This window comes from Pseudomonas taiwanensis, from assembly GCF_013393345.1.
GTDB classification, from domain to species: domain Bacteria; phylum Pseudomonadota; class Gammaproteobacteria; order Pseudomonadales; family Pseudomonadaceae; genus Metapseudomonas; species Metapseudomonas resinovorans_C.
The window spans coordinates 343,469-370,130 of the sequence record NZ_QJRF01000040.1 but is presented as its reverse complement, the minus strand read 5'-3'; the positions used below and the strand labels follow the sequence as shown (position 1 = coordinate 370,130).

At 64.4% G+C, this 26,662-nt stretch carries 19 protein-coding genes; 7 read left to right on the top strand and 12 right to left on the bottom strand.

Features of this window, described 5'->3' with window-relative positions; genetic code table 11:
• From gcvP to DM872_RS07630, 5 genes are all read right to left on the bottom strand, one after another.
• On the bottom strand, positions 1-2,811 hold a 2,811-nt coding region (gene gcvP / locus DM872_RS07650), incomplete at its 3' end, for an aminomethyl-transferring glycine dehydrogenase (RefSeq protein ID WP_179058899.1).
• A 3-nt stretch (positions 2,812-2,814) separates the two neighbouring features.
• On the bottom strand, positions 2,815-3,192 hold the full coding sequence (gcvH, locus tag DM872_RS07645) for a glycine cleavage system protein GcvH (protein ID WP_179058898.1): 378 nt from the start codon (positions 3,190-3,192) through the stop codon (positions 2,815-2,817).
• Between the two features lie 531 nt (positions 3,193-3,723).
• A complete protein-coding gene (locus DM872_RS07640) occupies positions 3,724-5,247 on the bottom strand; it encodes a sigma-54-dependent transcriptional regulator (RefSeq protein ID WP_179058897.1) in 1,524 nt (507 codons plus the stop codon).
• Between the two features lie 172 nt (positions 5,248-5,419).
• Positions 5,420-5,644 (bottom strand): hypothetical protein, encoded by a 225-nt coding sequence (locus DM872_RS07635; RefSeq protein ID WP_179058896.1) that lies wholly within the window; start codon positions 5,642-5,644, stop codon positions 5,420-5,422.
• 402 nt (positions 5,645-6,046) lie between these two features.
• Complete coding sequence (locus DM872_RS07630; RefSeq protein ID WP_179058895.1) at positions 6,047-6,373, bottom strand: hypothetical protein; 327 nt, start codon at positions 6,371-6,373, stop codon at positions 6,047-6,049.
• Between the two features lie 293 nt (positions 6,374-6,666).
• Here DM872_RS07630 and pqqF point away from each other — a divergent pair, with 293 nt between their 5' ends.
• From pqqF to nahK, 4 genes are all read left to right on the top strand, one after another.
• Positions 6,667-9,066, top strand: coding sequence for a pyrroloquinoline quinone biosynthesis protein PqqF (pqqF, locus tag DM872_RS07625; protein ID WP_179058894.1), 2,400 nt, complete (start codon positions 6,667-6,669; stop codon positions 9,064-9,066).
• A 255-nt stretch (positions 9,067-9,321) separates the two neighbouring features.
• Positions 9,322-10,500 (top strand): porin, encoded by a 1,179-nt coding sequence (locus DM872_RS07620; protein ID WP_179058893.1) that lies wholly within the window; start codon positions 9,322-9,324, stop codon positions 10,498-10,500.
• 439 nt (positions 10,501-10,939) lie between these two features.
• A complete protein-coding gene (gene nosP, locus DM872_RS07615) occupies positions 10,940-12,106 on the top strand; it encodes a nitric oxide-sensing protein NosP (RefSeq protein WP_179058892.1) in 1,167 nt (388 codons plus the stop codon).
• Positions 12,036-14,663 carry a hybrid sensor histidine kinase/response regulator NahK/ErcS' gene (nahK, locus tag DM872_RS07610; protein ID WP_179058891.1) on the top strand — a complete coding sequence of 876 codons (2,628 nt, stop codon included), beginning with the start codon at positions 12,036-12,038 and terminating at the stop codon, positions 14,661-14,663. Before nosP ends, nahK begins: the two co-directional genes overlap by 71 nt.
• Positions 14,664-14,855: 192 nt before the next feature.
• On the opposite strand, the gene DM872_RS07605 is transcribed toward nahK, so the two are convergent.
• Complete coding sequence (locus DM872_RS07605; RefSeq protein ID WP_179058890.1) at positions 14,856-16,232, bottom strand: MFS transporter; 1,377 nt, start codon at positions 16,230-16,232, stop codon at positions 14,856-14,858.
• A 679-nt stretch (positions 16,233-16,911) separates the two neighbouring features.
• Between DM872_RS07605 and quiC the strand changes: the two genes are divergently transcribed.
• On the top strand, positions 16,912-18,822 hold the full coding sequence (gene quiC / locus DM872_RS07600; RefSeq protein ID WP_179058889.1) for a 3-dehydroshikimate dehydratase QuiC: 1,911 nt from the start codon (positions 16,912-16,914) through the stop codon (positions 18,820-18,822).
• Between the two features lie 96 nt (positions 18,823-18,918).
• Positions 18,919-19,587: a TetR/AcrR family transcriptional regulator gene (locus DM872_RS07595; RefSeq protein WP_179058888.1), complete on the top strand. Its 669-nt coding sequence runs from the start codon at positions 18,919-18,921 to the stop codon at positions 19,585-19,587.
• Here the strand turns inward: DM872_RS07595 and DM872_RS07590 are convergent.
• Genes DM872_RS07590 through DM872_RS07575 form a run of 4 tightly spaced genes read right to left on the bottom strand, consistent with a single transcriptional unit; the run spans position 19,529 to position 24,134 of the window.
• On the bottom strand, positions 19,529-21,259 hold the full coding sequence (locus tag DM872_RS07590) for an FAD-dependent oxidoreductase (RefSeq protein WP_373273688.1): 1,731 nt from the start codon (positions 21,257-21,259) through the stop codon (positions 19,529-19,531). The two genes, DM872_RS07595 and DM872_RS07590, sit on opposite strands and share 59 nt — an antisense overlap.
• Positions 21,260-21,264: 5 nt before the next feature.
• Positions 21,265-21,585 carry an NIPSNAP family protein gene (locus DM872_RS07585; protein ID WP_179058886.1) on the bottom strand — a complete coding sequence of 107 codons (321 nt, stop codon included), beginning with the start codon at positions 21,583-21,585 and terminating at the stop codon, positions 21,265-21,267.
• A gap of 22 nt (positions 21,586-21,607) precedes the next feature.
• Entirely contained in the window at positions 21,608-23,314 is a 1,707-nt protein-coding gene (locus DM872_RS07580; protein WP_179058885.1) for an FAD-binding protein, read from the bottom strand.
• A 10-nt stretch (positions 23,315-23,324) separates the two neighbouring features.
• Entirely contained in the window at positions 23,325-24,134 is an 810-nt protein-coding gene (locus DM872_RS07575; RefSeq protein ID WP_179058884.1) for a shikimate dehydrogenase family protein, read from the bottom strand.
• A 142-nt stretch (positions 24,135-24,276) separates the two neighbouring features.
• Between DM872_RS07575 and DM872_RS07570 the strand changes: the two genes are divergently transcribed.
• Positions 24,277-25,047: an IclR family transcriptional regulator domain-containing protein gene (locus DM872_RS07570; RefSeq protein WP_179058883.1), complete on the top strand. Its 771-nt coding sequence runs from the start codon at positions 24,277-24,279 to the stop codon at positions 25,045-25,047.
• Positions 25,048-25,247: 200 nt separating this feature from the next.
• Here DM872_RS07570 and DM872_RS07565 read toward each other — a convergent pair whose 3' ends face one another.
• Both DM872_RS07565 and aroQ read right to left on the bottom strand, forming a co-directional pair.
• Entirely contained in the window at positions 25,248-26,105 is an 858-nt protein-coding gene (locus DM872_RS07565; RefSeq protein ID WP_179058882.1) for a shikimate dehydrogenase, read from the bottom strand.
• 5 nt (positions 26,106-26,110) lie between these two features.
• Positions 26,111-26,554 carry a type II 3-dehydroquinate dehydratase gene (gene aroQ, locus DM872_RS07560; RefSeq protein WP_179058881.1) on the bottom strand — a complete coding sequence of 148 codons (444 nt, stop codon included), beginning with the start codon at positions 26,552-26,554 and terminating at the stop codon, positions 26,111-26,113.
• Between the last annotated feature and the right edge of the window lie 108 nt (positions 26,555-26,662).

The following is a 26,662-nucleotide window of genomic DNA, read 5'->3' as shown; positions in this document are numbered from 1 at the left end:
GACGTTGTCCACGCGGCCCACCGGCGGCCAGTACTTGCCGTCCACCAGGCTGGCGCTGGGGTACACGGCCAGTTCGCGGCTGTAGCGGTGGGTCCACTCGCCGACCAGCTCGTGGGCGGTATGCGGCGCGTTCTTCAGCGGGTTGTCGTCCTTGTCCAGCTCACCGGCCTCGACCGCGCGGATTTCTTCGCGGATGCGGATCATGGCGTCGCAGAAGCGGTCCAGCTCTTCCTTCGACTCGCTCTCGGTGGGCTCGATCATCAGCGTGCCGGGCACCGGGAAGCTCATGGTCGGGGCGTGGAAGCCGTAGTCGATCAGGCGCTTGGCGACGTCGTCGACGCTGATGCCGCTGGTCTCCTTGAGCGGGCGCAGGTCGAGGATGCACTCGTGGGCGACCAGGCCGTTGCTGCCGGTGTAGAGCACCGGGTAGTGCTCTTCCAGGCGGCGGGCGATGTAGTTGGCGTTGAGGATCGCCAGCTGGGTGGCGCGGCGCAGGCCGTCGCCGCCCATCATGCGGATGTACATCCAGGTGATCGGCAGGATGCTGGCGCTGCCGAAGGGCGCCGCGCTGACCGCGCCCTCTTTGCGGGCCATCTGCGCGTGGCCGGGCAGGAAGGGCGCCAGGTGGGCCTTCACGCCGATCGGGCCGACGCCCGGGCCGCCGCCGCCGTGGGGGATGCAGAAGGTCTTGTGCAGGTTCAGGTGGGAGACGTCGCCGCCGAACTGGCCCGGGGCGCAGAGGCCGACCATGGCGTTCATGTTGGCGCCGTCGATGTACACCTGGCCGCCGTTGGCGTGGATGACGTCGCAGATCTCGCGGATGCCTTCCTCGAACACGCCGTGGGTGGACGGGTAGGTGATCATCAGCGCGGCGAGACGCTCCTTGTGCTCCTCGGCCTTGGCCTTGAGGTCGGCGATGTCGACGTTGCCGCGGGCGTCGCAGGCGGTGACCACCACGCGCATGCCGACCATGCTGGCGGTGGCCGGGTTGGTGCCGTGGGCCGATTGCGGGATCAGGCAGATGTCGCGCTGGTCGTCGCCGCGGCTGAGGTGGTAGGCGCGGATCGCCAGCAGACCGGCGTACTCGCCCTGGGAGCCGGCGTTCGGCTGCAGGGACACGGCGTCATAGCCAGTGGCCTTACACAGCATGGCTTCCAGCTCGGTAGTGAGTTCCAGGTAGCCCTGGGACTGCTCGGCGGGAGCGAAGGGGTGCAGGGCGCCGAACTCGGCCCAGGTCACCGGGATCATCTCGCTGGCGGCGTTCAGCTTCATGGTGCAGGAGCCCAGCGGGATCATGCTGCGGTCCAGCGCCAGGTCCTTGTCGGCGAGCTTGCGCAGGTAGCGCATCAGCTCGGTTTCCGAGTGGTAGCGGTTGAACACCGGGTGGGCGAGGATCGCGCCCTGGCGCAGCAGGGCGGCCGGCAGGCGGCTGGCGACGGTGGCGGCCAGCGCGGCGAAGGCCGGCAGCGCCTGGCCATCGGCGAACAGCGCCCAGAGCTGCTCGACGTCGGCCTGGGTGGTGGTTTCGTCCAGGGACAGGCCGAGGCGCACGGCGTCCACTTCACGCAGGTTGAGGCGCTGGGCGCGGGCTGCGGCGTGGCGCTCGGCGGTCTGGGCGCCGGTGGCCAGGGTCAGGGTGTCGAAGAAGAATGCCTGCTCGACGGTCACGCCCAGCTTGGCCAGGCCCTGGGCGAGGATCGCGGTCAGCTGGTGCACGCGCTGGGCGATGCGGGTCAGGCCCTGTGGGCCGTGGTAGACGGCGTACATGCTGGCGATGTTGGCCAGCAGCACCTGCGCGGTGCAGATGTTGCTGGTGGCCTTCTCGCGGCGGATGTGCTGCTCGCGGGTCTGCATGGCCAGGCGCAGGGCCGGCTGGCCGTGGCGGTCGATGGAGACGCCGACCAGGCGGCCGGGCATGTCGCGCTTGAAGTTGTCGCGGGTGGCGAAGTAGGCCGCGTGCGGGCCGCCGAAGCCCAGCGGCACACCGAAGCGCTGGGCGCTGCCGAGGGCGACGTCGGCGCCGAACTCGCCGGGCGGGGTCAGCAGGGTCAGCGCCAGCAGTTCGGCAGCGACGGCGACCAGGGCGCCGGCGGCGTGGAAGCGTGCCACCAGTTCGCGGTAGTCGAAGAGGTCGCCGTTGGCGGCGGGGTACTGCAGCAGGGCGCCGAAGTAGGCGCTGGCGTCGCCGAGCTCACGCTCGTCGCCGATCACCACCTCGATGCCCAGCGGCTCGGCGCGGGTGCGCAGCACGTCGAGGGTCTGCGGGTGGCAGTGCTGGGAGGCGAAGAAGGCGTTGCTGGCCTTGTTCTTCGCCAGGCGCTTGCAGAAGGTCATGGCTTCGGCGGCGGCGGTGCCTTCGTCGAGCAGGGATGCGTTGGCCACCGGCAGGCCGGAGAGGTCGCTGACCAGGGTCTGGAAGTTCAGCAGGGCTTCCAGGCGGCCCTGGGAGATTTCCGGCTGGTAGGGGGTGTAGGCGGTGTACCAGGCCGGGTTTTCCAGCAGGTTGCGCAGGATCGGGCTGGGGGTGTGGCAGGGGTAGTAACCCTGGCCGATGTAGCTCTTGAACAGCTGGTTCTTCGCGGCAATGGCCTTGATCGCGGCGAGGGCTTCGGCCTCGCCCTGGCCGGCCGGCAGGTCGAGCACGCTGGTGCCCTTGATGCTGTCGGGAATCACGCCCGCAGTCAGGGCTTCGATGTCCGCGTAGCCGAGCAGGGCCAGCATGGCCTTGGTGTCGGCGTCGCGCGGGCCGATGTGGCGGGCAATGAATTCGTTGATGGTGCCGAGGGCTGGGGTTTCGATGCTCATGGTCATTCCTCAGCCGTTGGCTTTCAGCAGGTTTTCGTAGCCGGCCTGGTCGAGGAGGCCGTCAAGGATGCTGGCGTCGGCCAGTTGCATGCGGAAGAACCAGCCTTTGCCGAGCGGCTCTTCATTGACCAGTTCGGGGCTGTCGGCCAGTTGCTGGTTCACTTCGATCACTTCGCCGTCCAGGGGCATGACGATGTTGCTGGCGGCCTTCACCGATTCCAGTACGGCGACTTCTTCGCCCTGGGCGTAGGTCTGCAGTTCGGGGAGTTGTACGAAAACTACATCGCCCAGCGCGTCCTGCGCGTACTCGGTAATACCGACAGTGACACTGCCGTCTGCTTCAAGGCGCAGCCATTCGTGGCCGGCGGTGAAACGCAAATCGCTCATTCTTGGTCCTCAACTCGTATGACGCGCCTGTTTCTTCTGCCAGGCGCTTAGCCCCGCACGCGGTCATGGCCGCGCGCTGTTGCCCGGCCTTTAGCAAGGGCAGTGCCAGAAGGCTGTATGCCTTGTAAATCAAGGGCTTGAGCGGAAATCGAAAGAATTTAGGTGCGGCTGCCTGTAGCGAAATCGCTACAGTGTGGTGCGGGGTTTTCCGGGAATGTGCTGTAGAGCCAGTGCTGATGGGGGTTATGGGTGTCTTGTTGCGGAATCGTTACGCTGTAGTGATTTCGCTACGCGCGCGACCTATGAATATCTAAAAGCTTATAAATCAATACGTTGAATAAATATCATGAGAAGATTTCTGAGGTATTAGTGTCCTGTGGGAGCGAATTTATTCGCGAATGCCCGGCTGGTGGGGCTTGGAGGGTGACGGGTAGCCCTTCGCGCTGCTTCGCGAATGAATTCGCTCCTACAGGTTATCCTGAGATTAATTGTTGTATATCAATAGGATAGGTTTGTTTTCTAGAAGCAAAATCAGGTTTTGCCAGGTATCCCATACTTGCGCAGCCGGTGGGCAATGGCGGTATGGGAGGTCTGCAGGCGCGCCGCCAGTTGGCGCGTCGATGGGTAGGTGACGAAGAGCTTCTCCAGCAGGGCGCGCTCGAAGTTCTCCACGGCTTCTTCCAGGCTGTTCACCTCACCATCGCTCGCGCGTGCCACGGCGGTGCCGGCAATATCGAGATCGCCGATTTCCACCAGGCTGCTTTCGCAGATGGCTGCCGCGCGGAAGATCACGTTCTGCAGCTGACGTACGTTGCCCGGCCAGCGATTGCTGAGCAGCGCCTGGAAGGTACCGGGTGCCAGGCGGCACGCTGGACGCTGGATCTGAGTGCAGGCCTGCTGCATGAAGAAGCGGGCCAGCAACAGGATGTCCTGCCCGCGCTCACGAAGTGGCGGCACTTCCAGGTTGAGCACGTTGAGGCGGTAGAAGAGGTCCTCGCGGAAGGTGCCTTCGCCGACCATCTTTTCCAGGTTGCGGTGAGTGGCGCTGAGAATGCGCACGTCCACCTTGATCTCGCGGTCGCCACCCACCCGGCGGAAGCTGCCGTCGCTGAGGAAGCGCAGCAGCTTGGCCTGCAGGTAGGGCGACATCTCGCCGATTTCGTCGAGGAACACCGTGCCCTGGTGAGCCAGTTCCAGCAGGCCGGGCTTGCCGCCGCGCTGGGCGCCGGTGAAGGCGCCGGGCGCATAGCCGAACAGCTCGCTTTCAGCCAGGTTTTCCGGCAGTGCCGCGCAGTTCAGCGCCAGGAAGGGCTGGTTGCGACGGGTGCTGGCGGCATGACAGGCGCGTGCGACCAGTTCCTTGCCGGTACCGGTTTCGCCATGGATCAGCAGGGGAGCGTCAAGTGACGCCACTCGCTGGGCGCGAGTCTTGAGGGTGGCCATGGGCGCCGAGTCGCCCAGCAGCGAATCGAAGCCTCCCGCGGCATGGTCGTGGTGCAGGGCCGAGAGGCGCTCGCCGATGCGGTTGGGTTGGTACAGGGTCAGCAGCGCGCCAGCCAGGTGGTCGCCTTCGGTAATGGGGACTGCATCCAGCAGCAGCGCCTGGCCCTTGAGGGTGATTTCCCGCAGAGGGAGCCGGAAACTGTGCTCCAGCAGGGCGCTGTGCAGGCTGTCGTCGCCAAACAGTTGCGCCAGCGGCTGCGCCTCGGGTTCGTCACCGTAAAGGGCGATCAGCGCCGGATTGGCCAACAGGACGCGGCCCGCGCCGTCCACAGCCAGCACTGGATCGGTCATGGCTGCCAGCAAGGCATCGAGCTGCAGGCGCCGGCGCTGCCCCGGAAGGATGTCCACGACCGTGACTTCCTGCACACCGTGCACCGCATGCAGGGCCTCACGCAGCTCGTCGAGCACGTCCGGGCTGAGGGTCGGGGCATCGATGTAGACGTTGGGCGGCACCATCTCGACTGCATCCAGATTGAGATTGCGGCCGCCGAGCAGGGCCAGGACCTCCTGGGTGATGCCGACTCGGTCGATGAAGGTGACGTGAATTCGCATGGAAACGCTGGGCTGGCGATTTGAAGGGGCGAATTATGCCCGGTCTGTCGTCCTTAGGTAACAGGCCGTCGCGGTGCAGTCATTCGAGCCGGGTCGAATGCCTACGCCAGCGTTTTTCGTTGTCCATGAAAAAGCCCCGCGTTGGCGGGGCTTCTCGTTTGCGGCTGTCGCATCAGCAGGTCAGGGCTTTGTGTGCCCGGTCGATCACGTGCTTCAGATGATCGGCGTCGCCATAGTGTTCCGGGTACAAACGCTCGCTGTGACGGGCGACACCAAACTCGTTGACGATGGTGAAGCTGAAGTTGCCGTTGCGAGCGGCGGTGATATGGCAGGTGAACGGCGCAAATGCGCGGGTCAGGGTGCTGATTGCAGCTTGGGCTTGATGATGGATGGTCATCGTGTTGCTTCCTTCGTTTTGCGGCCACGGGCCGCCAGACAATGGCTCCGAATCCGCCGAGTAACACACTCAGGTCGGATGATCCTTATCGGAGCTAGGGTGCCGGCATGAAGTTCCCCGATCGGGATCAAGCTCTGGCAGCTGGTACTTGGGATGCCAGGTGCTGCGCCGGGCAAGGGTCTGGCTCGGCTGGCAGTCCTGGTCAATCTACCGCGTGCTCATGACAGCTTTACTGCATCGCCTTCGGCGAGAGTGCGGTCGGTGAGTCGGCGGGGGTGGCCGGGTCCCTTTGGGTTGGGCTTCTCAGGGGTGAGAGGCGAGGGATCGGAAGGCCGGATTGACTTACAACTTGGTACTAACGGTGGCGACCCTAAAGGATCGCCAAGCAAAAATCAAGCCATTTTAATGGCTTTGCGGTAATTGGCTGATGTTGATCTCGGTAACGAGGGAGGTGCGCGCCGGCGGCGTGCGGGCGAGCAGGGGGCAGAAACGGTCCAGTGACTGGATCAGGTCCCATTGCAGCTCGAGGTCGTGGCCAAGGCCGGTTACCTGGTCCAGCAGACCGACCGACGCCGCTTGCAGGTTGTTGTCGGTCGAGCCGGCCATGTTGGCGGTGACTTTTGCCAGCAGGGTGGTGATTGCCGTCATGTTGCGCGTGGTGAGGGCCAAGATGTTGGCGAGCAAGGCAATTTCACTTTGCGGTAATTGTTGTTCGGGAATCTGGTCCATGAATGCTCCGCTTGGGCCACCAGTCCATATGGCGATGCGCCATTATCAATTTGAGATGGCTGTCACGGCGATGGAGTCACGGCGGTAACTGGTGATGGGAAATCTCTCAACAGCATGTAGGAGATTGGCTATCTCGCTGCAGGGATAGGACGCAGACAGCATTGATCTAGTTCCAAAGCAGCATTGCCGCCCTCTTGGTAGGGTTCGAATCTAGGATTGATCCCTATCTGGTACGGCCTGCCATGCCTCTTCATTTCGAATCCACCGCGCAGCAGCGATCGCAGGACATGCACTTGGCGAACGGCCTCCAGGTACGCCTGATGCAGCGGCCCGGTACGGCGATGGGTGCGGTCCTGGTGGATATAGAAGGTGGCAGCCATGACGAGCCGGCCGAGTACCCCGGGCTCGCACATTTCCTCGAACATCTCGTGTTTCTCGGCAGCCGCGATTTCCCGCCGGAGCAGAGCCTGATTCCCTTCGTCCAGCGCCTGGGCGGACGGGTCAATGCCAGTACCCAGGCACGTCGTACACGCTTCTTTTGCGAAGTGCCGGCAACGCACCTCGACCAGGCGCTGGCGCGACTCATGGACATGCTCGTCAATCCTTTGCTGGAGACGGCGGCCATATGGCGCGAGCGTGACGTGCTGCAAGCCGAGTACAGCGCCCGTACGCAGGACCGGCAGACCCTCTGCGAAGCCGCGCTGGCGTGGGCCCTGGCACCCGGCCATCCGCTGGCGGATTTCCATGCGGGCAATGCTGCCAGCCTGGACCTGCACGCGCCTGCATTCATGCCGACCCTCCGGCAATTCCACCGGGAACACTATCAGCCTGGCCGCATGCGCCTGACCTTGGTGGCACCGCAGTCGCTGGATCAGCAACTCGAACTCGTTCGGCGCCATGCTGAGCCGTTGCTGGCAGTAAATCATCGGCCTGCCAATGACGCGCCACCCTTGCTGCCCCTGCGTGAGAGCCGGCTTCGCCTCGGGCTACCCGGCGGCGGCGAAAAACTACTGCTGGCCTTCGTGCTGGAACAACAGGGTGCTGGTCTGGAATCCGCCGTTGCCTTTCTCGACAGCCTGATCCAGGACGAGGCGCCCGGTGGCCTCCAGGCAAGGCTCGGCTTTCTCGAACTGAGCGACGGTGTGCACGTGCGCCTTTCTTACGCCTACTGCGGGCAGGGCCTGTTGCTGATGGACTTCGATGGCGTGCCAGGTGTGGATTGCGCTCGCCTGGAAGCGGAGGTGCTGGGCTGGCTGGCCTTCCTGCGCGCTGCAGCGCCGTGGCCAGGCGTCTGGGAGGAGCGGCTGGAGATTCTACGGCGCAGCAGGGATCGCCTGGAGCCTTTGGACGTCGCGATGGCGCCAGGGCTTCCCGAGCAGGCAGATGTGCGTTCGCTGCTGGAAGAGATGCGAGCAGAACGCCTGATACTCCTCGACACCAGCACGTCAGTCGGCGCGCCCACTGTGGAGTCTGCGGGTTTTCCCTTGCATCTGGAGCGCCTGGACCTTTGCTCTGGTGCGCCGTCCGTAAGTCACTGGCGGCTTCCGCCCGCCAATCCCTACCTGAGTCCGACAGTAACCGCATCAGCGACGGAACCGCTTATGACCCTGTTGCCGGAGCGGCCGGACGCCCCCGGGCAAGGCGCGCTCTTCCTACATTGGAGCCCCGGTGTGGGCGGATTGCCTGATGGGCTTGCGCATGGCTTGCGGCGAGCACTGCGGCCGCTCTTGAGTGGCGCCGCTCAGGCGGGCGTCGAGGGAGGGCTGCAGGCGGCGCGCGGAGGTTTGACGCTGGCTCTGCAAGGCGAGGTGCGAGCCCTGCGCCAGGTTACTGGCGACGTGCTGCCCGTTTTGCAGGCGCCTCCGCTCTGGGCGCTGGCCCAGGGGCCGCGTTTGCAGCAAAGCGACGTGCGTCGCCAGGCCGGCGAACTGCCCATCCGCCAGTTGCTGCAACGGCTGCCGGACGTGCTCGACGATGCACCGACGCAAGCACCTGCCGTGCTCGATCCTGAATCACTGGCGCGCTTCTGGTGGGGATCGCGTTGGCAGGGGTTGGGACTGGGTGATGTGGCGGTGGATATCGATTTACCCGGTTCGCCAGATATATCCAGCCGGGTGGCCGGGGAGGGTAGGCGCACCTGGCATCGACTGAATGTGGAAGGTGAAGCGGCGTTACTGCTGTTCTATCCCCTTGACTCCTTCAGCGCGGAAGCCGAAGCCGCCGGTCGCCTCCTGGCGCGCATACTGGAGCCCGCCTTTCACCAGCGTCTGCGGGGTGAGCTGCAGCTGGGTTATGCCCTGGCCTGTGGCTTCAGGCAGTTCGATGGGCATCGAGGCGTGCTGTTCGCCGTACAGTCGCCGCGTGAAGGCGCTGTCGGTCTTTATCAGCACATTCAGGAATTCCTTCTGCGACAGCACGAATGCCTGGCAAGCCTGGATCAGGCCCAACTGCACGACCTGGTCCAGGCTCTCGACCAACAGTTGGACCGGCAAGGCACGTGCTTCGCCACCCATGCCCATCAGTGCTGGCTCGATCACCAGGCTGGCCTGCCGGCCGACCATTCGCTACAGGTACGCCGCGCCCTGGCGGGACTGCAACCTGCGCATCTGCTGCAACAGCAGGGGCACCTGATCGCCGGTCTGCGCTGCCAGGCCCTCGCCAACGCCGAAGCGCCCGCATCGAGCTGGCACTGACTCAGCTGATCCACTCCTTTCGCACTTCTGAAGGACGAACCCGAATGGGCTTCGTCCTTTTGTGCTGTGCCTGGGCCTGCGGGTCTACGACCTTGGGGGTGCCCGGTCTTAAGCCTTGCCGGTGTGGCTCGCTCGCCCCGGCCAAAGCAGTGGCGAACCGCTGCCATTGCAGCGTATGGCGGGCCCAAGGGCATTTCGATAATCGCCTCCGACTCGACTGACCTGCCCGGTCGTCAACCCACAGCGGAGAGCGTCATGCACAACAAGAAGATCGCCCAAGCCCGTTTGTCCCGCCTCGCCCTCGCGGCAGCGGTAGCCCTCGCCACCCAGCAGGCCGCCGCGGAAATCGTCCTCTACGACAAGGACCAGACCACCTTCTCCACCGACGGCTACGTCAACGCCTTCTACGTCAACAGCGACGTGGACCGAGACGGCGAACAGTTCGACCGTCGTCAGTCGCGGGTGAAGATGGGGTTCCTGCCCAACTGGATCGGTTTCAACATGGGCAAGCAGGTGGACGACCTCAAGCTCGGCGCCCGTTCTTCCTTCTGGGTCACCATCAACGACAGTGAAACCAACGGCACCGCCACCGCCATCGACGTCCGTCAGTTCTACGGCACCGCCGGCAGTGACTGGGGCGAGGTGCTGGTAGGCAAGGACTTCGGCCTGTTCGCGCGCTCCAACATCCTGCTCGATGAACTGCTCGCCGGTTACGGCCAGGTCAGCGATACCCTCGGCCTGGTGGATGGCGGCGGCGTGTCCTTCGGCAATATCGGCAGTGGCTATCCCTATCCGTTCCCGACTTCGCAGATCACCTACCGCAGCCCGAAAACCGACGGCCTGCGCGCCGCCGTGGGCATCATGGACCCGGTGGACACCAACGACGACAGCCCCACCGGCAAGGCCTACCAGGAAAACCCGCGCTTCGAGAGCGAGGTCACCTACGAATTCGACCTGGGCGGCGCGCAGATCTACTCCTGGGTCAACGGCGCCTACCAGACTTCGGAAAACACCGATCCCAACGTCGACAGCGTCACCTCCAAGGGCCTGGGCTACGGCGTGCAGGCCAAGATGGGCGCCTTCACCCTGGTGGGCTCCGGCTTCCAGGCGAAGGGCATCAACCCCTTCTTCACCAACAACGCTGGGGAGCCGACCCTGCGCGAAGTGGACAGCGACGGCTACCTGCTACAGGGCTCCTACCGCTTCGGCAAGAACCGCCTGGCGCTGTCCTACGGCAAGACCAAGGACGACGGCAACGGCGTGGTGAACACCGGTGCCGACTACGAAACCCGCGGCATCGCGCTGTTCCACGACATCAATGACAACCTCAAGCTGGTGGCCGAGTACAACCAGTTCGAGATCGATGGCCACGAGGGTGATGCCCAGAACGAAGACACCGACACCGTCGCGCTGGGTGCCGTGCTGACCTGGTAAGCCCTGAACGAGATTGCTCCGGTTTTGGCGGGAGAGACTGTTGTCCTCCCGCCTTTTTTATTTCAGAAACACATTGGGCCGGTGTGCTCTTGTAGGGGCGAATTTGTTCGCCACGGGTTGCGAAACGGCCCCAATCGGCTTCCCAGGCGCAGCCCTTCGGTCTGCTTGGCGAATGAATTGGCTATGTCTCCGATGGCTGTTGCCAGAGGTGGTCCATCGCCCAGGAGCCTTGTAGGAGCTAGCTTGCTAGCGAAAAAGGGCCATTCGCTGGCAAGCCAGCTCCTACGGGCAATGCAGCGAATGAATTCGCTCCTACAGGGTTTTTCCCCTGAGCCCCTACCTTCGAACTAGTCCGCCGCTACCCAAGAAGGATGGGGCGCCCCGGATCCCCTCCGTAGAATTTCCACATCGCGAACAGGCTTACTGAGTGAGACCGAGGATGCTCGAAGAACCGGCAGAGGGCGTCGTCACCGCCATGTCGCTGGCCAGCGAGGCGGAGGCCGTGGCCCAGGACCTGGCGCGCCAGCTCATCCACCCGCACCTGGGGTTCGTGCTGTTCTTCTGTTCGGCCGAATACGACCTCGAAGCCCTGGGGCATGCACTGGAGCAGTATTTCGGCGGTGTGCGCCTGGTAGGCTGCACCAGCGCCGGGGAAATCACGCCGCAGGGATATGGCCGCAACTGCGTCAGCGCGGTCGGATTCGACCATCGCAGCTTCTCCATCGCCAGCGCCCTGGTGGATGAGATGGATCGTTTCGGTCTGATCGACGCCCAGCAACTGGTCGAGCGACTGGTGCAGGACTGTCGGGCCGATTCCCTGGTGCCGATCAAGGGCCACAGCTTCGCCCTGACCCTCCTGGACGGTCTGTCCAGCCGCGAGGAAGTGGTGCTGGCGGCGCTTGGTGCCGCTTTCGGCAGCATCCCGCACTTTGGTGGTTCGGCCGCCGACGATCATCACCTCAAACACACCCACGTCTATTACGAAGGGCGCTTCCATGCGGGCGCGGCGGTGGTGGTGCTGATCAACACCGCGCTGGATTTCGAGGTGTTCAGCACCCACCACATCCTGCCGGGTACCGAGAAACTTGTGGTCACCCGTGCCGACAACGCCAGCCGCCGGGTCTTCGAACTCAACGCGGAACCTGCAGCCGAAGTCTATGCGCGCATGACCGGTGTACCGCTCGAGGCCCTCGAACTGAGCGTGTTCGCCGCGCATCCTCTGGCGGTGCGCCTGGGAGACTCGTACTACGTGCGTTCCATCCAGCGGGTCAATGCGGACCTCAGCCTGACCTTCTACTGCGCGGTGGAGAACGGCATCGTCCTGACCGCCATGCGCACTGGCCCACTGCTGCCCAACCTGGAAGCGCTGTTCGAGCGTCTTGGCGAGCGGCTTGGCGCGCCCTTGGTGACCATCGGCTGCGACTGCTTCCTGCGTCGGCTGGAGATCGAGAACGACGCAGACGCCGTGGCTCGCACCTCGGAAATCCTGCGTCGGCAGCGGGTCATCGGCTTCAACTCCTATGGGGAACAGTTCAATGGCATGCACATCAACCAGACCTTCACTGGAGTCGCCATTGGCCGCCGGGGTGGCAATGGATGCCGCTGAACAGCAGGCACGCCTGACTGCGCTCGAGGATGAGAACCGCAAGCTGCGGTGTATCAATGCCGCGCTGATCGAGCGGGTGGAGTCCAGCGCCTCGCGTCACGACGACAGCTACGCCGCCTTCCAGCATTCGGTGGTGTTGGCCGAGCAGGTGCGTGAGCGAACCGATGCACTGAACCAGGCCATGGCCGAACTCAAGGCCAGCAATCGGCTGCTGAGTGACGCCAGGCTGCGGGCGGAAACCGCCCACCAGCACCTGATCGACGCCATCGAAAGCATTTCCGACGCCTTCGTGCTGTTCGACCGCGACCAGCGCATCGTCCTCTTCAACAGCCGCTTCAAGTCCTTCTGGGCCCGCACCCGCGCGCGCATCGGCGCCGGTACCCGGCTTTCGGAAATCCGTCGACTGGCCGAAAGCACCGGACTGATCGTCGAAGAGCACCGTGGCAGCGATGACAATGTTCTCTACCGCCTGCATAACGGGCGCTGGGTGCAGGTCAGCGAGCGACCGACCCGTGAAGGCGGGCTGGTGATCCTCTACACCGATATCACCGAGGTCAAGCAGAGCGAAACCGCTCGCCGCGAGCAGGCCCTGGCGCAGAAGTCGCGGCTGTTGCAGCGCGCAGTGGACAACCTCTCCCAGGGGGTGGCCATGGTCAGTGCCGAGGGCGTCCTGGAACTCTGGAACCACCGCTTCCTCGAACTCTGCGGCCTGGCGCCGTTGGAAGCGCATCGTGCCTTCGCGGGCGTCATGGCGGACAGCGAGCTGCCATTGCTCACCCCCGACACCCGCGACGCCAATGACCGTCCTGTCCGTGAGATGGAGCAGCGCCTGTACAACGGCCGGGTCATGGAAGTCCGTACCCATCCGCTACCCACCGGCGGCTTCGTGAATACCTTCACCGACATCACCGAGCGTTATCGCCATGCCGAGATGCTGGCCGAGAGTGAACGCTGGATTCGCCTGATCACTGACCATGTGCCCGCACTGATCGCTTACCTCAGCTCCGACCTCATCTACGAATTCACCAACAAGGTCTACGAGGAGTGGTACCGCTGGCCACGCGGCGCAATGCTCGGCCAGAGCCTGCGCGAGGTGCACAGCGACGAGCACTGGCGACGCCTGGAGCCTTACGTGGAGCGGGCGCTGAATGGCGAAAGCCTGTCCTTCGAGGTCACCGAGACCAATCACAATGGTCAGGACCGCTGCATGCTGCGGTCCTACGTGCCGAATCGCCTGGCCAATGGCGAAGTGGTCGGCATTTTCGTGCTGATCCGTGACATCACCGAGCGTCGCCGAACCGCCGAGGCCCTGCATCAGGCCTACCAGAACCTGGAGCAGCGGGTTCGTGAGCGCACCACCGAGCTGACCGCCCTGAATAGCCAACTGCGCCGCGAGATCGACGAGCGCACCCAGGTCGAACTGCGCTTGCGGGAGGCCAAGTTCGAGGCCGAAAAGGCCAACCTGTCCAAGACCAAATTCCTCGCAGCGGTCAGCCACGACCTGCTGCAGCCCCTGAATGCCGCGCGGTTGTTCACCAGCGCACTGCTGGAACAGCGCAGCCAGACCTGCAACCTGGCGCTGGTACGCAACGTCAGCAACTCACTGGAAGACGTAGAGAACCTGCTGGGGACGCTGGTGGATATTTCCAAGCTGGATGCCGGGGTGATCAAGCCGGACATCGCGCCCTTCGCGGTGAGCGAACTGCTCGACAACCTGGCCGTGGAGTATCGACAGGTCGCGACCAGCGAAGGTTTGCGGCTGGACTTCGTGGGCAGTTCGGCCCTGGTGCGCAGCGACCTGCAACTGCTGGCACGGATCCTCCGCAATCTGCTCAGCAACGCCATCCGCTACACCCCGAGCGGGCGCATCCTGCTGGGGTGTCGGCGCCGTCGGCAGGGCCTGTGGATCGAGGTGCACGACACCGGGGTCGGTATCGCACAGGAGAAGCTCGGCGAGGTCTTCCAGGAATTCAAACGCGGTGAAGTGGTGCGCGAGAAGCAGGATCGCGGGCTTGGCCTGGGCCTGGCCATCGTCGAGAAGATCGCTCGCATGCTCGGCCACCGCATCCACGTGTCATCAGTGCTGGGCAAGGGGTCGCTGTTCGCCGTGGAGGTGCCGCTGGCGCGTCGCATCCCGCGCCAGAAGCTGCAGCTCGACGAGCCACAGGCGGTGCTGGAGCGCCTGCAAGGGGCACGGGTCTGGGTGCTGGATAACGACGCGGCCATCTGTGCAGGTATGCGCACACTGCTGGAAGGCTGGGGCTGCCAGGTGACCACCGCGCTGTCAGAGGAAGACCTGGCACGCCAGGTGGAAAACTTTCATGCCGAAGCCGATCTGCTGATCGCCGACTACCACCTGGATAATGACTGCAATGGCGTCGACGCCGTGGCCACCATCAACGCCCGCCGCAGTACGCCGCTCCCAGCCCTGATGATCACCGCCAACTACAGCAATGAACTCAAGCAGCAGATGCGCGAGCTGGGCCATACCTTGATGCACAAACCGGTGCGGCCGATGAAGCTGAAGACGGCGATGAGTCATTTGTTGGAGCGGTGAGGCGGAGCGTGTCCCTACAGAAGAAGAGCCTGGCTGCAGCGCCGGGGTTGAGAGCTGTCTGTAGGAGCGAGCTTGCTCGCGAAAAGGCTTTCCCGGAGTCCTTCGCGAGCAAGCTCGCTCCTACAGAATCTACCTTCCTCCGAAACAGAAAAGGCCCCGTATGGGGCCTTATCTCTTTGGCAGCTTGCGCAATCAGTGGCTGACGGCGCGCATGCTGTTCTGGCGGCTGGACTCGTACTGGTTCTTGTCCATCGGCTTGGCGTTCGGGTTGCCGAGGTCTTCCATGGCCAGGCGGTGGGTTTCCGGTGCCACGTAGGCGGCCAGGGCACACACGCAGGTGATGAGGAAGGCGAGGCTGCCGACCACCACCGGGATGTTGTCCGAGCCGGGCGGGGCGACGGTGGCGAACAGCGCCGGCAGCATGGCGGTCAGCATGGTGCCGATGTTCTGTGCGATAGCCATGGCCGATACGCGGTAGCGGGTCTGGAACAGCTCCGGGTAGAAGCTCGGGAACACCGCGTTGTAGCCCTGGTAGACCATGCCCCACATCAGGATCGAGGTGGCGAAGGCCAGCGGCACGTTCTGGATGCTGATGGCGTAGAGGTAGACGAAGGCCAGGAGGCCGGAGCCCAGGCAGCCAGCGATCATGGTCGGGCGGCGGCCGATCTTGTCGGAGAGGTTGCCGACGAAGGGGATGACCAGCACGGCGACGATGTTGCCCACCACCGGAATCCACAGGTAGACGCTCTTGTCGAAGCCGATGCCGTAGGCCGGCTGCACCGCGTAGGCGGCACCGAAGATGGTGGCCACGACCGGAATCACGTTCATCAGGGCCATGAACATCACCAGGACCATGCACTTCCAGCTGTGGCGGAAGGCTTCGGTTACCGGCGACTTGGCGACTTTCTGCTGGTTCTCTTCATTGACGAAGGCTGGGGTCTCATGGACTTCGCGACGAATGATGAAGCCGGCCACCAGGACGAAGGCGCTCAGCAGGAACGGAATGCGCCAGCCCCACTCGTTGAAGGCTTCGCTCGGCATGAAGTAGGCCAGGGGCAGGAACACGGCAGCTGCCAACACCTGGCCGGCCTGGACGCCTTGCAGGGTGAAGCTGGCGTAGTAGCCGCGTCGTCCGAATGGAGCGTGTTCGAGGATCATCGAACTGGCCCCGGAAATCTCACCGGCCACAGCGAAGCCCTGGACCAGGCGCAGCAGCACCAGCAGCACCGGCGCGAGCATGCCGATGTCGTGGTAGGTCGGCAGCAGGCCGACGGCCATGGTGGAGATACCCATCAGGAACATGCACAGCAGCAGCACATTCTTGCGGCCGCGGGTGTCACCCCAGTGGCCCAGCACGAAGGCGCCCACCGGGCGGGCCAGGTAGCCGACGCCGTAGGTGGCCAGCGAGGCGATGATGGCCATTTTCGGGTCGGTGTTGGGGAAGAAGATCTGCGGGAAGATCAGGGCTGCCGCCTGGGCATAGATGAAGAAGTCGTAGTACTCCAGGGCGGAGCCTATCCATCCGCTGGCGGTTGCTTTCTTGGCTTGGGAGCTGGAGGTGGTAGCCATCGATATCTCCGTTGTTTTTGTTAGGTAGCCGGACTCACGTTCCGTTGGCGTGGAGCCATGCTGGAACGCGTGCACGCTGGCGCATCGGTGCTCGTCGGGAGCGGGCCGGTTATCGCCGTCCGAGTTCTGTCAGGGAGTCAGTTCAGAGTGGCGACCTGGGCGTCGCACTCGATCTGGGAGCCGTGGCAAGCCGGCTGGGAGAGGGGATTTCGATCAGGTAGCTGGTAGTGAGCATGAGCTGTTACCCGTTTCTTGAAATTGTTATGGCGTGGTGCTGGTTGCAATCGCAGGGCCTTCCGGATGACTGGGCTGGGCAGTGATGCCACCCGGTGGGTTGCCTGCAACATGGGGTTCATGTTGCGCAGTGATCGAAAAAGCGTCAATTCGATAACCGGCCTTCTGTTCGCTGATCGAACACAAAACTAACTGGTTCGTACATATTGAATTGATGGGCTGACTTTACGCGCGAATAATCAATCCAGCTACGAAAACAAGCCGTGCGGGTTGCTTTTGTGTGGGAGCGAATTCATTCGCGATTGGCGGCATAGCCGCCCATGGCTCAGTTGGCATGGCAGACCTGCGGTCTGCTTCGCGAATGAATTCGCTCCCACAGGATCGCCTCGGCAAAACCCCTTGTCGCTGACCGCAGAGCCGGCGCCCACCCACCAGGAGCTGAAGCATGCAGCGTTCCATTGCCACCGTCTCCCTGAGCGGTACCCTGCCGGAAAAACTCGAAGCCATCTCCGCCGCCGGATTCGACGGCGTCGAAATCTTCGAGAACGACCTCCTGTACTACGCCGGCAGCCCGCGGGAAATCCGTCAGATGTGCGCCGATCTCGGCATCGCCATCACGCTGTTCCAGCCGTTCCGTGATTTCGAAGGCTGCCGCCGCGACCGCCTGCAGAAGAACCTTGACCGTGCCGAGCGCAAGTTCGACCTGATGCAGGAACTGGGTACCGATCTGGTGCTGGTGTGCAGCAACGTCCAGCCCGACTCCCTGCCCGACGAGGAAATCCTTGTCGACGACCTGCGCCTGCTGGCCGAACGAGCCGGCGCGCGTAACCTGCGTATTGGCTATGAGGCCCTGGCCTGGGGCCGTCACGTGAACAGCTGGCAACAGGTCTGGAATCTGGTGCGCCAGGCCGACCATCCGGCCCTCGGCGTGCTGCTGGACAGCTTCCATACCCTGTCGATCAAGGGCGATCCGAGCGGCATCGCCGAGATTCCGGGCGACAAGATCTTCTTCGTGCAGATGGCCGACGCACCGCTGCTGGCCATGGACGTGCTGGAGTGGAGCCGGCACTTCCGCTGCTTCCCCGGCCAGGGCGAGTTCGATCTGGCGGGTTTCCTCGCGCCGATCATCCGCAGCGGCTACACCGGCCCGCTGTCGCTGGAAATCTTCAACGACGGCTTCCGCGCCGCGCCGCCGCGTGCCAATGCCGCCGACGGCCTGCGCTCGCTGCTTTACCTCGAAGAGAAGACCCGCAAACTGCTGGAAAAAGATGCCACTCCCCCGGCCAACCGGGACATCCTCTTCGCGCCACCTCCGGCCAGCCGCTACGACGGCGTGGAGTTCCTCGAGTTCGCTGTGGACGAGTCCCAGGGCGCCAAGCTCGCCAACTGGCTGGAGCGCCTGGGCTTCGCCCGCGCCGGCAAGCATCGCTCCAAGGCCGTGAGCCTGCTGCGCCAGGGCGACATCAATATCGTGCTCAACGCGGAACCCTATTCCTTCGCCCACGGCTACTTCGAGGCCCACGGCCCGTCGCTGTGCGCCACCGCCTTGCGGGTGAAGGACAGCAGCAGCGCGCTGGAGCGTGCCCGCGAGTTCAAGGGGCAGCCATTCCGTGGCCTGGTTGGGCCTAACGAGCGCGAGATTCCCGCCGTGCGGGCGCCGGATGGCAGCCTGATCTACTTGGTGGAACAGGCCCAGGCCGGGCAGACCATCTACGACAGCGACTTCGTCCTCGACGCGGGTGCCCAGCAGACCGGCCAGCTCGATCGCATCGACCACATGGCCCTGGCCCTGCCGGCCGATGGCCTGGACAGCTGGGTGCTGTTCTACAAGAGCGTGCTGGATTTCGAGGCTGATGACGAAGTGGTGCTGCCGGATCCCTACGGCCTGGTGAAGAGCCGCGCCATCCGCAGCCGTTGCAGCAGCGTGCGCCTGCCGCTGAACATCTCGGAGAACCGCAACACCGCCATCTCTCACGCGTTGTCCAGCTATGGGGGGTCGGGCGCACACCACATCGCCTTCTCCTGCGAGGACATCTTTGCCGAGGTGAGTCGCGCCAAGGACGCTGGCGTGCCGCTGCTGGATATCCCGCTGAACTACTACGATGACCTGGCCGCGCGCTTCGATTTCGACGACGAGTTCCTCAGCGAACTGGCCTACTACAACGTGCTCTACGACCGCGACGCCCAGGGCGGCGAGCTGTTCCACGTCTATACCGAGCCGTTCGAGGGGCGTTTCTTCTTCGAAATCCTGCAGCGCAAGAACGGCTACGCCGGTTATGGCGCGGCCAACGTAGCGGTCCGCCTTGCGGCCATGGCCAAGGCGCGTAGCGGCGCCATCGCCAAGGCCAAGCTGTAGACCCTGTGGAAGCCTGGTGTGACCTCCGCGCCAGGCTTCCTTACGGCCGCTGCCAAGCCCATAATCCACCCAGTTTCCGCTGGCCGTGAGCCCAAGATGACAACAACTGCCGAACTCCAAGACCTGCCCGTAGAGGCCCCTCGCAAAGGGCGCAAGAACAATCCGGAGAAAACCCGCGAGAACATCCTCCAGGCGGCCATCGCCGAGTTCGTCCAGCAGGGCCTTTCCGGCGCCCGGGTCGACGCCATCGCCGAGCGCATGCACACCTCCAAGCGGATGATTTACTACTACTTCGGCAGCAAGGAGCAGCTCTACGTCGAAGTGCTGGAGAAACTCTACGGCGATATCCGCCGCACCGAAGGCAAGCTGCACCTGGCCGAACTCGAACCGCGCGAGGCCATCCGCCGATTGGTGGAATTCACCTTCGATCACCATGACCGCAATGTCGATTTCGTCCGCATCGTCTCCATCGAGAACATCCACTACGGCGAGTACGTCAAGCAGTCCAATACTATTCGCTCCATGAGCACCAACATCCTCGATGCCATGGGCGAGATCCTTCAGCGTGGCCAGGCCGAAGGGCTGTTCCGTCCCGGCATCCAGCCCCTGGACCTGCACCTGCTGATCAGCTCCTTCTGCTTCTATCGGGTCTCCAACCGCAACACGTTCGGCCAGATCTTCCAGATCGAACTGGCCGACGACGAGGTCAAGGCGCGGCACAAGGAGATGATCTGCGAGTCGGTACTGCGCTACTTGCAGGCGTGACCGGCTCGCTTGCGAGCGCTAGCCCGGCCAGGTAGCCGAAGGTCATTCCCGGCCCCAGGGTGATTCCACCGCTGGGGTAATGCCCGTCCATCACACTCGCCATGTCATTACCCACTGCATAGAGGCCGGGGATGGTCGTTCCCTGGCTGTCCAGTACGCGCGCCGAAGCATCGGTGTGCAGGCCGGCGAAGGTACCAAGGCTGCCCGGCACCAGCTTCACTGCATGGATCGGACCTTTCTCCAGCGCACCCAAGGACGGGTTCGGGCCATGCAGCGGTTCACCCTGAGCCTGGTTGTACGCGGAGGCGCCGCGTTGGAATTCCGGGTCCATCCCGCGAGCGGCGCTGGCGTTGAACGCTGCCACCGTCGCTTGCAGCTGCTCCCCGTCGATTCCACACAGCGCCGCCAGTTCGGCGAGGCTGGCGGCCGTTTTCAGGTAGCCGTTGCGCACATGGTGTCCCGTGGGGAACGGGAAGGGCCGTACGCAGCCGATTCCGTAACGGCGCTGCGCGCGCTGGTCGCAGATCAGCCAGGCGGCCGGCTCTTCTCCGGGCGGCGTGGCGCGGAACAAGGCATTCATGAAGTCGTGGTAGGAGTCGGCTTCGTTGCAGAAGCGCCGGCCATCGCTGCGAACGGCGATGAAACCCGGCTTGGCCCGTTCCATCAGGTGCGGGAAGCCGCTGAAACTGCCGTCCTTGCGCGGAACCCGTGATACGGGCGCCCAGGCGGCGGGGCTGGCCAGTTGCTCGGCGACTTGCGCGCCGGCGCTTTCACCCAGGCGCAGGCCGTCGCCAGTATTCGTTTTCGGGGCTGCGGAGAGATGTTCGTGGCCAAACAGCGCCTTGATGCGTTGCCGGTCGTGGGGGAAGCCCCCACAGGCCAGCACGACGCCTCGGCGCGCCAGGACCTTCATCGCCCGGCCATCCTGTAGCAGCTCCGCTCCGGCCACGCGCTCGCCGTCCTTCAGCAGCCGCTGCGCACTGGTGTTGGTTTCAAGGCTCACGCCCAGGTCGAGGGCGCTGCGCAGCAGGCGCGCTACCAGGGCGTTGCCATTGACCAGGTGCAGGCCACGTCCGTGCAGCAGGCGATCGCGCCAATGCCGCAGCAGGCGTCCGGCGACATACAAGGCGGAGCGCGGTGAGCGGCGGGCGTTGAGGAAGTGCGCGAGGTCCGCACCGCCGGCGATGCCCATGCCGCCCAGGCTGATCAGGTCCAGTGGTGGACGCAGCGCTTGGAGCCAGGGGCCGAGCTGGCGACCGTCGAAGGGCAGGGCGCAGAGGGAGCGGCCGCCGCGCGCGGCACCAGGGGAGTCGTGCATGTCCGGCATACGGCTACCGGACTGGAACTGCACCTGGGTATTGCACTGGAAGAACTCGACCATCTCCGGACCGTGCTGGAGAAACGCCCGCTGCCGCGCGTCCAGTTCCTCGGCGCCGAGTACTGCTCGCAGGTAGCTCTCGACGGCCTGCGCGCTGTCATCCACGCCTTCCGCCTGCGCCAGTGGGTTGCGCGGAATCCACAGCCAGCCGCCGGACCAGGCACTGGTACCGCCGAGCTGGTTGGCCTTTTCCACCACCAGCACATCCAGCCCGCAATGGGCAGCGGTGACTGCCGCTGCCAGGCCCGAGGCGCCGGAGCCGATCACCAGCACATCGCAGTGGCGTTCGCTCATGGCATTCATTGCAGCGGAGAGAAGCCGGTGGGGCGCATCAGGCGCGAGTCCAGATGCAGCACGGCATCCAGCTCCTTGTTCAACCGGCCGAACTCGGCCCAGCGTGGGTCGGCGGCCATCTTCGCCCGGCGTGTGATGCGGTCGTCCAGGCTTTCGTAAGCCCAGATGTGCACCACCTGGTTGGCCTCGCCGAACTCGGTGGTAAAGAAGCCGACCAGCTTGCCCAGGTGCTCGGTCTGCACGTCCAGGCAGTGGCTGCGGTAGAGCGCCAGCCAGTCGGCCAGCTTGGTGGGCTTGAGGGTGTAGGTGCGCAGTTCGTAATACATGGTGTTGTCCTTAGATTCCGGGTTACAGGTGATCGACGATATGGCTGGCGGCGAGGTAGCCGAAGGTCAGGGCCGGGCCAAGGGTGATGCCGGGGCCGGGGTAGGTGCCGTCCATGATCGAGTTCATGTCATTACCGGCGGCGTACAGGCCGGCGATGGGCTTGCCCTGATGGTCCAGCACGCGGGCCGTGGCGTCGGTGACCAGGCCGCGTGCCGAGCCCAGGTCCCCGGTGTGTACACGCACTGCGTACCAGGGGGCGCGAGTCAGCGGCGCAAGGCAGGGGTTGGGTTTGTGGTGCGGGTCGCCGAGGGACTGGTTGTAGCGGGTGGCGCCCTTGCCGAACTGCCGATCCATACCGGCTCGCGCGTCCTCGTTGTAGCGCGCCAGTGTCGTGGCCAGGCCCTGAGGGTCGACCCCAATCGCACTGGCGAGGGCTTCCGACGAGTCGGCGCGGAACAGGTAGCCGGCTTTCTCCAGTGTGCTGTTGTCCACCGGGCTCGGCCGCGCCAGGCCCATGCCATAGCGGCTCATGGCTTCTGCGTCGCAGATCAGCCAGCAGGTCGCCAGGCCTTCCCGGTGCATCGCCTGGACGAAGCTGTGGTAGGAGTCGGCCTCGTTGGTGAAGCGATGTCCCTTTTCGTTCACCGCAATGATTCCGGGCTTGGCGCGGTCAGTGACCAGGTGCGGGAATCGCTCCAGCTCGCCGTTCGGTCGGCACAGCGTCGATACCGGCGCCCAGAAAAAACTGGACGCCATGTTCTCGCCGGCAGCGGCATTCACTTGCTCTCCCAGGCGGAGTGCGGCGCCGTCGTTGCCGGCGGGGGACATGCTCAGGTGTTCGCTGCCGGTCTCCGGGCGGAAGCGGGCGGCCAGTTCGCTGGCGGCGAAGCCACCCATGGCGCAGACGACGCCGCCTCGGCTACGCACTTCGACTGGGCGGCCATCCTTGAGCAGGCGAACGCCGACAACTCGGCCTGATTCGATCACCAGCGACTCGGCGCTGCTCTGCAACCAGAGCTCCACACCTTTCTCGAAGGCGGTGGTCGCTAGTCGAGCGATCATTGCGTTGCCCACGGTCAGGCGGGTGCCGCGTTCATGGCTGAGGCGGTCCAGGCCGTAGCGTGACATCAGCTTCAGGCAATGCCAGAGGGAGCGGGGCGAGCGGCGGAAACTGAGGAAGTGCTGGATATCGACGCGGTTCACCATCATGCCGCCGAACAGCAGCATGCCTTCGGGCGGGCAGCGCAGGTCCTTGAATCGCGCGCCCAGGCGGCGCCCGTCGTACTCCAGCATTTCCAGGGCGCGCCCTCGATCGGTTGCGCCGTCTTCCAGCGGGTAATAGTCCGGCGAGAAAGGGCGCAGGGCGTAGGCCAGCTCGGTGTGTAGTTCGAGAAAGCGCAGCGCTTCGCGCCCGCGGCTGATGAAGGCGTCCACCAGCTCCGGGCGGTAGCCGCTGCCGATGGTCTTCTTCAGGTAGGTGCGAATGGCCTCCGGGCTGTCCTGGATGCCGGCGGCCCTTGCCTGGTCGCTGTCGAAGATCCACACCGCGCCGCCGGAGATGGCCGACGTGCCGCCGAACTGCGGCGCTTTCTCCAGCATCAGCACGCTGAGGCCCTTGCAGGCGGCGGTGGTGGCTGCGGCAAAAGCGGCAGCGCCGCTGCCCAGCACCACCAGGTCCCAGGTGCCCGCGAGGTTTTCGGGGGCTTGTGTCTGCACGACAGAGTTCACGGGCGGCTCCTCAGGCGTCCTGCGGCATCACGCCCATGTGGGCGCCAAGGTTGCCCATCTGCGCGCGGGCCATTTCCGGACCGGTCTGGATGCGGCAGCCCAGGCTCCTGGCGAGTTCCAGCAAGGGCGTTACCACCGGGCTCGTCACCACGTCGGCCACCAGGGCGTCAGGAGAAAGGGTTTCCAGCAGCACGCCGGGCAAGGGCATTTCACCGGTTCCGCCCATCCCCACCGGCGTGGCGTTCGCCACCAGGTCGAAGGCACCCAGGCTTTCGTACTGGTTGCCGATGTCGATCTGGGGGAACGCCTGGCTCAGGCGTTCGGCCAGGGACTCGGCGCGAGGCTGGTCGAGGTCGGCGATCACCAGCTGGTGCACCCCGCCTTCGCACAGCGAGTAGGCGATGGCCGCACCAACGCCGCCGGAGCCCACCACCAGCGCGCAGCGTCCGCCCGGCTGGAAGCCGTGGGCGCGGGCGGCCTTGAGGAAGCCCTCGCCATCGACGTTGTCGCCCAGCAGGCGGCCGTTGGCCTCGCGACGGATCACGTTCACCGAACCCAGGGCAGCGGCGCGGGGGCTGAGCTGGTCGAGCAGGCTGGCGAGCACTTGTTTGTAGGGCACGGTGACGACACAGCCACGCAGGTTCTTCCAGCCGCGCAGGGACTGGATGAAGGTGGCGAGATTCTGCTCGGCCATGTCCACGGCGATCATCGCCAGGTCCTGGCCGTTCTCGGTGAACCAGGCGTTGAAGTTTTCCGGCGAACTCACCTGGGCGATGGGGCTGCCGATGATGGCCACCAGTGCGGTCGAACCACGGATCATGCTGATCTCCTGGGCTTGTTGTTGTGCCGGCAGTATTGCCAGCGCCCAGGAAGCGGCCAATGAAACAGAAGGGCATTTAGGTTGTTTATCGCAATAGCAGTGCGATAATCGCAGTCTTTGGCGAAATCAATGGAGTAAAGGAATGAAGACGCCAGTCATTCACCAGCGAGACCTGATTGCCGGGCTGCAGAAAGGCCTGGCGCTGATGCAGCTGTTCAGTGTCGACAACCCGCGCCTCAGCGTGCCGGAAGCGGCGGCCATGTCCGGGATGACGTCCAGCGCGGCGCGGCGTTTCCTGCTGACCCTGGTGCATGACGGGTTCGCTGAAACCGATGGTCGCCATTACTGGTTGACCGCCAAGGCATTGCGTATCGGCCAGGCCTACGTGGACTCGGCGCAGTTGCCACGCATGTTGCGGCCGATAGTCGAACAGGTGGCGCGGACGACTCAGGAGCACGTATCAGTGGGGCTGCGCGACGGCGACGACATCGTGCACATCGTGCGTAGCCGCTATAGCCACATCGCCTCGCTCTCCATTCGCCCCGGATCGCGCATGCCTATGTATTGCACGGCCAGCGGACGTATTTGGCTGGCGTCGTTTACCGACGAGGAACTGGAGGCGTATTTCGCGCGGGTCGCGCTTCGCCAGCTGACGCCTTTCACGCGCACCGGCATCGACGAGTTGAAGGCGGAGTTGAAGAAGGTCGCGGCCCAGGGCTACGCCGTAGTGGACCAGGAATATGAGGCGGGAATGTGCGTGCTCGGCGTGCCGCTGACCAATCGCAAGGGTGAACTGAAGGCCAGCCTGACCATCACCACCCACGCTTCACGCATGAGTGGCGACGAGATGCGACAGCGTTACCTGACGCCGCTGTATGAGGCGCAGGCGTTGCTGAAACCGGTGCTGGATTGATGCCTTGTAGGGGCGATTTCATTCGCTGTGTATTGCCTGTAGGAGCTGGCTTGCCAGCGAATGGCCCCTTTTCGCTAGCAAGCTAGCTCCTACAGGGCTCCTGGACCGACTATCGAGGCCGCCCCCTATCTGGTGGCCGGACCTGCGGCCCGGTTGGCGACTGAAGTCGCCCCTACAGTGGGAATGATGCTCGGTTCGAATCAGCCATTCATACTGGCGAAGTGCGCCATCATTCGCTCGGCATTGGCGCTGCGGCCGCTGATCAGTTCGAAGGCTTTCACGGCCTGGAACACCGCCATGGTGCCGCCGTCCAGGGTGCGGCAACCGATGGCGCGGGCATCGCGCAGCAGTTCGGTTTCCAGCGGGAAGTAGATGATCTCCGCCACCCACAGTTCGGGGCGCAGCAGCTTGGCCGGGACTGGAGTGCCGGGCAGCTTGGCCATGCCGATGGGCGTGGTGTTCACCAGGCCATCAGCCTCGGCCATGGCATTGGGCAGGTCTGTACCCAGGGCTGCACGACCGGCGCCGAAGTGGACATTGAGGCTGTCCACCAGGGCCTGGCCACGGGCGGCGTCCACCTCGAACAGGGTCAGCCGTTCGACACCTTCGGTCAGCAGCGCATGGGCCACGGCGGAACCCGCGCCACCGGCGCCCATTTGCACCACCTGGCGGCGTTGCACCTCAGGCAGGCCACGGCGGAAACCTTCGCCGAAACCCAGGCAGTCAGTGTTGTGGCCGACGCGCTTGCCGTCCTTCAGCACCACGGTATTCACCGCGCCGATACCGGCAGCCTCGGGCGAGAGTTCGTCCAGCAGCGGGATGATCGCCTGCTTGCAGGGGAACGTGATGTTCAAGCCGGTGTAGCCCATGCGCTGGGCGGCATCGAGCAGGTCGGGGAGGGCGCTGCTGTCCAGTTTCAGCTGATCCAGGTCGATCAGGCGGTAGAGGTAACGAATGCCCTGAGCGTCGCCTTCATGCTCGTGCAGAGCGGGCGTGCGGGAAGCCTGGATACCTGCGCCGATCAGGCCGGCGAGAACGGATTGATTGTGCTGGGACATGGTGCTCAACCTTTGGAGAACAGTTGGCCGAAGTGCTGGAGCGCCAGGGAATAGCCCTGGCTGCCGAGGCCGCAGATAACGCCGACGGCGATGGCGGAAACGAAGGAGTGGTGACGGAACTCCTCGCGCTTGTGCACGTTGGAAAGGTGCACCTCGATGACCGGCAGCTCGCTGGCCACAAGGGCATCGCGCAGGGCCACCGAAGTGTGTGTCCAGGCGGCGGGGTTGATGACGATGCCGGCGCAACGGCCGCGGGCCTGGTGGATCCAGTCGATCAGTTCGCCTTCATGGTTGGTCTGGCGGAAGTCCACCTCGAAACCCAGCCCGGCGGCGGTGCGGCTGCACTGGTCGGCGATATCGGCGAGGGTTTCATGGCCGTAGGTGGCGGGCTCACGGGTACCGAGCATGTTCAGGTTGGGGCCGTTGAGCACGAGGACGGTGCGGGTCATTGCAGCAATTCTCCGTTGTTGTTCTGGTCCGGCAGGCGAGCCGGAAAAGGCTGTAAATGAAAATGTACTAACCAGTTAATTCCGTCAATTTTCCGCAACCTGTTTCGT